Source organism: Pseudodesulfovibrio pelocollis (assembly GCF_030282845.1).
GTDB lineage: Bacteria > Desulfobacterota > Desulfovibrionia > Desulfovibrionales > Desulfovibrionaceae > Pseudodesulfovibrio > Pseudodesulfovibrio pelocollis.
The window spans coordinates 25700-35250 of the sequence record NZ_JASTWE010000040.1 but is presented as its reverse complement, the minus strand read 5'-3'; the positions used below and the strand labels follow the sequence as shown (position 1 = coordinate 35250).

At 65.3% G+C, this 9551-nt stretch carries 7 protein-coding genes; all 7 read right to left on the bottom strand.

The window, feature by feature from the left end; translation table 11 throughout:
• Nucleotides 1-268 (bottom strand): amphi-Trp domain-containing protein (locus tag QQS14_RS13090; RefSeq protein ID WP_285907452.1); only part of this gene is annotated, 268 nt, incomplete at its 3' end.
• Nucleotides 269-352: 84 nt separating this feature from the next.
• On the bottom strand, nt 353-2662 hold the full coding sequence (locus tag QQS14_RS13085; RefSeq protein ID WP_285907451.1) for a PAS domain S-box protein: 2310 nt from the start codon (nt 2660-2662) through the stop codon (nt 353-355).
• Between the two features lie 44 nt (nt 2663-2706).
• A complete protein-coding gene (locus tag QQS14_RS13080) occupies nt 2707-4692 on the bottom strand; it encodes a response regulator (RefSeq protein WP_285907450.1) in 1986 nt (661 codons plus the stop codon).
• A 93-nt stretch (nt 4693-4785) separates the two neighbouring features.
• Nucleotides 4786-5139, bottom strand: a complete 354-nt coding sequence (locus QQS14_RS13075; RefSeq protein WP_285907449.1) for a response regulator — start codon at nt 5137-5139, stop codon at nt 4786-4788.
• A 247-nt stretch (nt 5140-5386) separates the two neighbouring features.
• The gene (locus tag QQS14_RS13070; RefSeq protein ID WP_285907448.1) at nt 5387-6082 is read right to left on the bottom strand and encodes a DUF1641 domain-containing protein; all 696 of its coding nucleotides are present in this window, start codon (nt 6080-6082) and stop codon (nt 5387-5389) included.
• Between the two features lie 17 nt (nt 6083-6099).
• Nucleotides 6100-7335, bottom strand: coding sequence for a type III sulfide quinone reductase, selenoprotein subtype (gene sqr, locus QQS14_RS13065; protein ID WP_285907447.1), 1236 nt, complete (start codon nt 7333-7335; stop codon nt 6100-6102).
• 86 nt (nt 7336-7421) lie between these two features.
• Entirely contained in the window at nt 7422-9065 is a 1644-nt protein-coding gene (locus tag QQS14_RS13060) for an FAD-dependent oxidoreductase (RefSeq protein ID WP_285907446.1), read from the bottom strand.
• Between the last annotated feature and the right edge of the window lie 486 nt (nt 9066-9551).

Here is a 9551-nt window from a genome sequence, read left to right as displayed (position 1 = left end):
CGATGGTCACGCCGGTGGCCGGGCCGGTGTCGCCCTCGGTCCATTCGAGTTCGATTTCGAGGGAGCGCTTGCGGGTGCGGCCCTCTTCCTCTTCGGCCTTGATCTCAAGGGTGATCTGGGGCGGGATGGCGAGGGAAACCTCGCCTCCCTGGGCGGTCAGGGTGATCTGGCCGGTCTCGATCTTGTCGGCGATGGCGCGCAGCACCGCAGCCGCTTCGGCCGTGGTTTTTCTTTCCTCGCTCTTGAAAAGCACGGTTTCGCGTCCCATGGGTTTCTCCTTTTTTTGCTATCAGGATACTCCATGGGCCTGATGGTGGCAAACCAAACCGGGAAAATCGGCTCCGGCCCGGGGTCAGCCAGCGCCGTTGCCGTGCTTCATGGTCGAGGCGCGGGGAAAGGTGATGACGAAGCGGGAGCCGCCGCAGGCCGGGGAGGTGGCGCGGATGGTGCCGCCGTAGTCGGTGACGATACCGTAGCTGATGGACAGGCCGAGCCCTGTGCCCTGGCCCACCTCCTTGGTTGTGAAGAAGGGCTCGAAGAGGCGGGGCAGCAGGTGCTTGGGGATGCCGGTGCCGGTGTCCTGCACCTCGGCGATGACCGAGCGCCGGGTGGAGCGGGTGCGCAGCACGATGAGCCGGTCGCCGGGATCGCAGTCGCCCCGGGCGCAGCGCTCGTCAATGGCGTCGCGGGCGTTGAGGAGCATGTTGATGAAGACCTGCTCAAGCCGGTTGGGATCGGCCAGGATGGTCGGCTGGCGCTCGTCGAGCTGCCAGGCCACGTCGATGTCGTGCAGCTTGAGCTGCTGGCTGAAGAAGTCGAAGGCCCGGCGCATGACGTCGTTGACCAGAACCTCCTCGGTATCGAGGTTGGACTTGCGGCCGAACTCGCGCATGTGGGTGATGATACGGGTGGCGCGGCCCACGTTGTTGCTGATCTTGTCGGCCAGGCCCGCAGCGGCCTCCGGGTCGATGGACTGGCCAGCCCTGACCTTGCGCCTGAAGAGGTTGGCCACCATCTGGAGCACGGCCAGGGGCTGGTTCAACTCATGGGCCACGCCCGTGGCCATCTCGCCCAGGGTGGCCATCTTGCTCGCCTGGATCAGCTGCTCCTCGGAGCGGATGCGCTCGGAGATGTCGGTCACTGCGGCCAGCAGCACCTCGCGCCCCTCGAAGCGCGAGCGGGTCACGTTGACCGAGGCCCAGAACTCGCTGCCAGAAGCGGTGACGTGCTTGGTGCGCCGCAGAGGCCGCACCGTGGCAAAGGCCGCACGGTGGGCCTCGGCCTCGTCCGGGGCCACGAGCTTCAGGGCCGAGCGTCTGATTAATACGCCCTTCTTGTAACCGTACAGTTTTATTGCCGTCTGATTGCAGTCAACCACCTCAAGGGTGGCCGCATCCAGGGCCAGGACCGCGCTTGGGATATTGTTGAAGATGGCGCAGTATTTCTGTTCGGACGCCTTCAGGTCTTCCTCCAGCCGTTTGCGCTGGGTGATGTCCAGGCACATCTCCATGGCGGCCACGACCTGGCCGCGTTCGTCGTGGATGGGTGCGGTGTGGACGATCCAGTGGGCGCGGCTGCCGTCCTTGTATGCGCCTACCTCCTCGGCGGTGTGCGATTTGCCGTCGCGGAAGGTCTTTTCCACCGGGCAGACCTCGCATTTGCGGTCACGGCCCTTGTAGGCATGGTAGCAGTGGTCGCCGGGCTTGGCCTTGAAGCGCTCGGCAAATGTCTGGTTGAAGCGGATCAGGCGGTAGTCGCGGTCCTGCACGGTGATCAGGCAGGGCACGCCTTCGAAGAGCGACTGGTAGAGGGTGCGCTGCTTGGCCAGTTCCTCGTGCTGGATGCCCACCTCGCGGGCCATGCGGTTGATGGCCGAGGCGAGCTGGCCCAGTTCGTCGCGCTGGTCCACGTCCACGGTGGCCGCGTAGTCGCCCAGGGCGATGCGCCGGGTGCCCTCGATCATTCGGGCGATGGGCCGGTCGATGAGCCGGAAGGCCAGGCCGAAAAGGGTCAGGCAGATGACGGCCAGGCTGAAGATGACGTAGGTGGCGTTGTCCTTGACCAGCAGGGCGATGTTGCCCTCGATGTTTTCCATGGACACGGTCAGCTCCATGACGCCGAGCAGGGGCGCGTCACCCTGACCGGCGTGGCAGCCCGAGGCGGTGCAGCCCGGCTCGTTGGCGATGGGGCTGACCACGCGCACCAGCCTGCCGCGTCCGTCCGAGCGGATCACCTCGGCGCGCTGGTCCAGGTGGGCGAAGGTGGCTGGCGGCTCCTGGGCGTGACACATGGCGCACAGGGCGTGGTCAAGGGGCAGCGGTCCCACCGGGGCCATCTGGACCCCGGAGAAGCGCGACACGCCAAGCTTGTCGTAGACGGTCAGGGATTCGATGGTGTCCAGCCGGGCCGCGTCGGCCAGCAGGGCGGGGGTGTCGCGCAGGGGGTCGTGGCGCATGGCCGTGCGCAGCCCGGCCTTGATGATCTCGGCGGTCTCGTCGGCCTGGATGGCGGCGTTGCGCACGGCCATGGCCTCGTACTTGCGCGCATTGACCACGAAGAGGCCGACCATGAGCACGGCCAGCAGCGCGATGATGGAGACCACGATCTTGAGGACCAGGGACAGGCGCAGCCTGTCCAGGCGCGAGCCGATCAATCCGGGCATGGTGTCCCCTGCGGACGGCCGCTTTTGGCAGACGAGCCTCGGAGTCAGCCGAGGGCGGCGTCCGTCCTTGTTCCGCCAGCATCGGGGCTGGTTTGGCCGGCCGGGATGCGGATGCGGAAATGCGTGCCCTGGCCCACGGCCGAGTTGACCTCGATGGAGCCGTGGTGCCGGGCGATGACCTGGTTGGAGATGAACAGGCCGATGCCTGTGCCGTTGGCCCCCTTGGACGAGAAGAAGAGGGTGAACATGTTTTCCCGCGTCTCGCGGTCCATGCCCGTGCCGTTGTCGGCGATGTCGAAGACGATGTGGCCGTTTTCGGCCGAGACGCCGAAGGTCACGGCGTGATCGGCCTTGGCCCGGTCAAAGACGCAGGCGTCCACCGCGTTTTCCAGGAAATTGAGCAGGGCCGGGGCCAGGGCCTCGGTGTCTGCCTCAAAGAAAGCATCGGTGTCGGCGAAGTCGCGAACCAGGGCCACGCCGTGCTGGGTGGCCTTGGCCTCCACGGCTGCGGCCAGGTCCGAGGCGAAGTCGCCCAGAGTGGCGGCGGATACGGTCAGCTCGCGCGACTTGGCGTAGTAGAGGATGTCCATGACCATTTTCTTCATGTGGCCGATGCGGTGCTTGACCACCTTCCACCCGGCATCCACCCGAGCGGCGTCGCCCTTGGCCAGGCCGGAATCCACCCGGTAGATCCCGCCGTCCAGGGCGGCCAGCAGCCCCTTGACCCCGTGGGACATGGAGCCGAGCATCATGCCCAGGCTGGTCAACTGGTCTTGGAGTTCCCGGACCGTGGTGATGTCCGTGGCCACTTCGAGGACATGGTCGACCTGGCCGTGCTCATTAAAGAGCGGCGCGGTCCAGACCAGGATATTGTGGCTGCGGCCGGATCTGGAGGTGACCACGGTCTCGCGCTGGTGTCGGCCGCCATCGGAAAAGGTCTTTTGCACGGGACAGTCATCGCAGACCTCGCCGAGGTTCTTGTAGGCCTGATGGCAGGTGGGCCCGCGCCCGAAGCCGAAGTCCTGGCGGAAGCGGTCGTTGGCCTCGACGATGCGCATGTCGCGGTCCTGGACCGTGATGTAGCATGGCACCTGGTTGAAGAGGTGCTCGTAGCGGCGCTGGGTGCGCGTCAATTCGGAGCGCAGGCGGTTGACCTCGGTGATGTCCACGGCCACTTCGAGGACCATGGAGACCGCGCCGTCGCTGTCGAGGATGGGCGCGGTGGAGACCACGGCCGGGATTTCGCCGCCGTCGGCCGCAAGCAGGGTGGCCGAGGCGCGACCGCCCGCCCCCTGGGCCACGGCGTCGGCCACGGGACATTCCCCGGGGCCGGAGTGGTCCTTGTAGACCGCCCGGCTCGGCTGGCCGGTACGGCCGCCAAGGCGCTGCTCGTAAAGGGTGTTGGCCGCGACCACGCGCTGGTCGGCGCAGTGGATGGAAATGAAGCAGGGCAGTTCGTTGAACACGCCCGAGTCGTCCAGGTCTCCGGCCACCACGGACATTGCCGAGGACAGCCCGCCCATGATCTGCCGGGCCGCACTCTGGCGCTCCAGTTCCACCACCCGGGCCGACTTCTCGGCCACGAGACGTTCCAGTTCCTCGGTGTGTTCCCTGACCTGGCGGCGCAGGGTGAGGCGCTCCACCACCTTGTCCAGGGCGATGGAGAGCAGGTCGTCGTCGATGGGCTTGGTGATGAAGTCGGCGGCGCTGAGCTTGAGGGATTCGATGGCCAACCCCATGTCGCCGTGGCCGGAGATCATGATCACCTCCACGTCCTGGTCCAGAGCTTTGATGGCGCCCAGCAACTCGATGCCGTCCATGCCCGGCATCTTGATGTCGGTCAGGACGATGTCTGGCCGGTCGAGGCGGAAGGCGTCCAGGGCTTCGGCCCCGTTGGCCGCAGTACGCACGGCGAAACCGAGGTCGTCCAGGAGCATGCCCAGCAGCTCGCGGATGTCCTCCTCGTCGTCCACGAGAAGCACCTTGAAACGGGCGGGCTGGCCCGTGGTGTCGTGCCGGGTGCTGGTCATGATGGGCCGTGGTGCTTCCGGGAATGCGCGCGGGCGCGGTGCCCGCGCGCCATTCCCGTTTGATGTCGTGATCGGATCTGGCCTGTGGCCGGATCAGTCGAGCATGGTGCTCAGGTGGCCCATGAGCGCATCGGTGTCGATGGGCTTGGTGATCACGGGCACGTCCTTGCCGATGGCCGGGGGCCGGGGGCCGACGCCGCTGACCACCACCACCGGGGTGTCCCGGAGAGTCTCGTCCTTGCGCATGGCCGCATAGAAGAGCACGCCGCCCTTTTCGGGCATGTCCATGTCAAGGGTGATCAGGTCGGGCTTGTGGGCGCGAAGCTGGTCGATTCCCTGCACGCCGTCAAAGGCGCTGACCGTGGCAAAGCCGTTGTCCTGCAGGAAGTCCTCAAGGAATTCCACGATGGCCGGATCGTCGTCGATGATCAGAATCTTCTTGGTCATAGCTCACCTCCAGTCTTGGGGCTTCGGCCAAGTGCGAAATCTGGCCGTGTGAGGAAGCCGCTGCCCCTGTTGCGAGGGCGGCCCGATGCCGCCGAGAAGGACCGAATCCGCAAAGTGGCCCATGCCGCCGCGTGTGCGGGGCCAGCTCCATAGCCACGCACCCTTCGGGAGGTGCGGCGGCATGGGCCGTCGCGGAGTCCTGGCGGTGCCAGAACGATTACGGTCTTGCGTCGGTGCGATCTGCTGCCTATTCGGCCTTGGCCTTTGCCTCGGCCACCTCGTCCACCTTGGGCACGTCGAGGCCTATCTTGCCCAGGGTTTTGGTCATCTCCAGCATGATGCCCAGGCCGCGCTTGGCGTCCTTGGAGGCCATGCCGCCGACCAAGCCCAGCGGACCGGTGGGCTTGACCTGGGTCAGGTCCAGTTCCGAGAAGGCGTTGGCCGCGCCCTCGATCATCATGCGCACCTTGGGATCGCTCAGCTTTTCGAGCATGCCCACAAGGAAGACGAAGCTGTCGCCCATGTTGCGGATGTTTTCCACGCCGTATGTTTCGGCCACCTTGGCGCGGATCTCGATCATGGCCCGGTAGGTGTCGAACACACCCTTCTGCTCCAGGCCGTCGAGGAAGGAGATCAACTGCGGCACCGAGTGCTGGAGCAGCGGCTCTATGGTCTGCCACAGGGCGATGATGTCTTCGAGTTTTTCCAGCGCGTAGGTCATGTCCTTCACGCTGAGCATGGCCCGCTTGATGAAGGCGATCAGGTCCTCAAGCTGGAACCCGTGCTCGATTTGTCCGAACTCCTTCATCATTATCTTGAAGGCGTCGTGGGCTATCGGGGTCAGGTCTTCCTTGAGTTCCTGGGCGCTTCTTGCCTTTTCCGTCAGGAACGCTATGTTTTCCTCGATCCTGTCGAGGCGCTCCATAATCGCTTCGTTGCTCATATCTCGCCTCGCTTGCGTTATTTTCCGGCCATGTGGCGCATCTTACCGGCCATGAACATCTGGGATTCAAGCGGCAGCTCGTGGCCCTTGAGCATGAGGTTGAAGTAGGCCCATTTGAACATCATCTTGCCCCAGTAGTTCTGGTGGTTCTCGCCGAGCAGGGCAAAGGGGCCGAGGCCCGGGAAGGGGTACTTGCCCGGCAGCGGCTCCACCTCGTAGTTGAAGTCGATGAGGTAGGCTTTTTCGTAACCCGAGACGATGAAGCAGGTGGAGTGGCCGTCGAACTCGGGCCTGGGCTCCTCGCCGTCGATCTCGCGCAGCAGGTTGTCCACCACGATGTCGGCCTCGTAGTGGGCCACGGAGCCCGCCTTGGAGGTTGGGCAGTTGGTGGCGTCGCCGATGATGTACATGTTCTCGAACTTGGCGGATTTCAGGGTGTGCTTGTCGGTGTCCATGTAGCCCATGGGATCGGTGATGCCCGAGTCGATGAGCACCTGGGCGCCGAAGTTGGGCGGAATGGCCACGAGCAGGTCATAGGGGATTCCCTCGCCCATGACGTCCTCGATGACCTTCTTGCCCACGTTGACGTTGTCGATGGTGAAGTTGGGGGTGACCTTGATGTTCTTCTCCTCGCAGACGCGGCCCAGGATCTCGGCGGCCACGGGCTTGGTGAAGGCGCCGGTCAGCGGGGTGACCAGCTCGATCTCGATGTTGTCGCGCACGCCGTTGACCGTGAAGAACCAGTCGGCCAGGTAGACGAACTCAAGGGGGGCCACCGGGCACTTGATGGGCATTTCGGCGATGTTCAGGACGATGCGGCCCTTCTTCATGTACTTCCACTTCTTGAACAGGGCCAGGGCGCCGTCCGGGGTGTAGAAGTCATGGATGTCGCCGCGCCAGTCGTCCATCATGCCTTCGACCTCGTCAGGCATGATGCGGCAGCCGGTGGCCACCACGACCCAGTCGTACTCGTACTTGCCGCCCTGGCAGGTGACGACCTTCTTCTCGGGATCGACGTTGGTGATGGTGTCCTGGACAAAGTCCACGCCGTGCAGGAAGTCGGCCTTGGGCTTGGTGCAGTCCTCGAGGGTGTATATGCCAAAGGGCACGAACAGCCAGCCCGCCTGATAGTGATGCTTCCAGTCGCGGTCGATGACCGTGATCTTCCATTCCTTGGGATCCAGTTTCTCGCGCATCTTGGTCGCGACCATGGTTCCGCCGGCTCCGGCACCGAGAATAACCAGTTTTTTCATGCTAGGACTCCTTGATAGTGATGAAAGTGTATTTTCCAGCCCCTCCGCCTTGCGCAGGGGATCAATCCATGCCGTGCGGGCGGGGGTCAGACCTCGACCCCGGACTGCCTCAAGGCGGTCATGCCGCCCTCCACGATGACCGCGTCCCCGCGCCCCGCGTGTTTCAGGGTCACCTGCGCCTCGTAGGCGCGCACCCCGGTGTTGCAGATGATGACGATGCGCCCGTCCCGGGGCAGCTCGGCCATGCGTTTGGCGAGTTCGCCCTGAGGGATGTGCCGCCAATGGTCCGGGTGGCGCTCAAGATACGGGGCCGCGTTGCCAAGTTCCCGGCAGTCGAGAAAGAGGTTCTCGCCCGATTCGCGCTCCCGCCAGATGCGGTCGAATTCCTGTGCCGTGACGCCCTGGCCGATGCCGTCCAGGATGTTGGCGGCCACGTTGCCCACGGTGTTGAGCACATCCATGGCCGAGGCAAAGGGCGGAGAGTAGGCGATTTCGAGGTTGGCTACATCGTGGACCGTGGGGTGGCCGTCGCCTGTGCGGGCGGCCAGCAGGGCCGACACGGCGCTGATCCGCCCGGCCAGGGCGTCGGCAGAGGGGCCGAGCCCCTGGATGCCGAGCACGCGGCCATCCCGGGAGTCGAAGACCAGCTCAAGGGTCATCAGGCTGGCATCGGGCATGAAGTGGGCGCGGTCGAACTGGATGGCCAGGGCCGACAGCGGCGAAAAGCCGCACTGGCGGGCCTGGTCGGGCGTCAGGCCCGTACCGGCCGCAGTCAGGTCGCCAAAGGTGATGGACCAGGCACCCGCCGTGGCGCGGAAATCCGCAATTTCGCCGGAAAGGGCGGCGGCCAGGGCGCGCGCCTGCGCCTTGGGCGTGGCAGCCACTGCCGAGCCGGGCACCGGCTGCTGGCAGTCCCGGCCGACAAAGGCGGCGCACCCGCCGCAGGCGAAGACATTCCCGGCGCTGGCGGCCAGTTGCGTATCGGTCAGGATGTGGCCTGCGGGATCAAGGGTGATGCCCGCGTCGGCAGCCAGATAGGTGACCGGCGCGGCGGGCATGGCGTTGACCACCCGGGCACAGTCGATGACGCGGCGGTCGGTGACCACGCGGACAGCACCGGAGCCCCCCTCTATGGCCTTGAGGGTGTCATGGGCGTGGATGGTTACGCCGCATTGGGTCAGGTGGTGGCGGACCATGCCCGATAGGGTGTCGGACAGAAGGCAGCCCTGGTGTTTCTCGTTCCGGTCTTCGCCATGGGGAATGATTTCGATGGTCCCAAGATTCTGGGTCATCAGGCTCGAAACGGCCAGGAGCAGGTGCATGCCGGAGCCGATGACCACGTTCACGCCATCGGCGGCGCGCAGCCGGGCGGCGTCGGCCTGGCAGCCCACGCGGGCCATGGGGACCAGGAACTCGCCGGGCACATCAAGGGTGGCCGGGGCCGAGCCCGTGGCAAAGACCAGAGTGTCGTAATCAAGCGAGCTTTCGCGGCCGGTGTGGCTGTGCCGCACCAAGACGGTCCGGGAGCTGGTGTCCAGGCCGCAGGCGCGGATGGATTCGGAAAATTCTATGCCCTTGCCCAGAAGCCGCTCCAGGGTCATGCAGGAGAATTCGGGCAGGGGATTGAACTCGGGGTACAGGACCATGGCCGTGTCCTCGGGCCGGGCTTCGAGGTGGCGCGCTACGCCCAGCAGGCCGGGCTCGTCAGTGCCTATGAGCAGGATGCGCATACACCCTCCTCACACAGCCGCCGACCCGAGGGTCGGGGCTGGAAGCCGCGTTCTTGACGCAGCGGGGTGGGAGCCGGACCACGGAGAGACCGGGCCTGGCCAGGACGACGGGGGCAAAGGGCGGCGCGAGGGAGCGCCCACCCTTCCCGTTTTCCGTCAGGGATTGCGGTCCGACGTGCCCGGGGCAGGGCGTGCGTCATGCGGCCAAGCTGGGGTGGGCTTGCGCATGGACCGGCGTGCTCGAAGAGGACGAGGCTGGAGAAAGAAGCCTCGCCCAGATGGAGGGCAGTTGCTTCCGGTCCGCAAGGAACGGACCGGGGAATGTCGGAGCTGAGCATTGGCTACCGCCTGTGTTTCGGGGCCGAGGCCCCGGTTCCGCGACGAACCCGGAGTTTCCTCCGCTACACCCAACCTGATCAGTTTGATCTAAATTAATTAAGTCGGGATTGAAAACAATTCCTACCAAATCAATTCGGATTAGGTCGC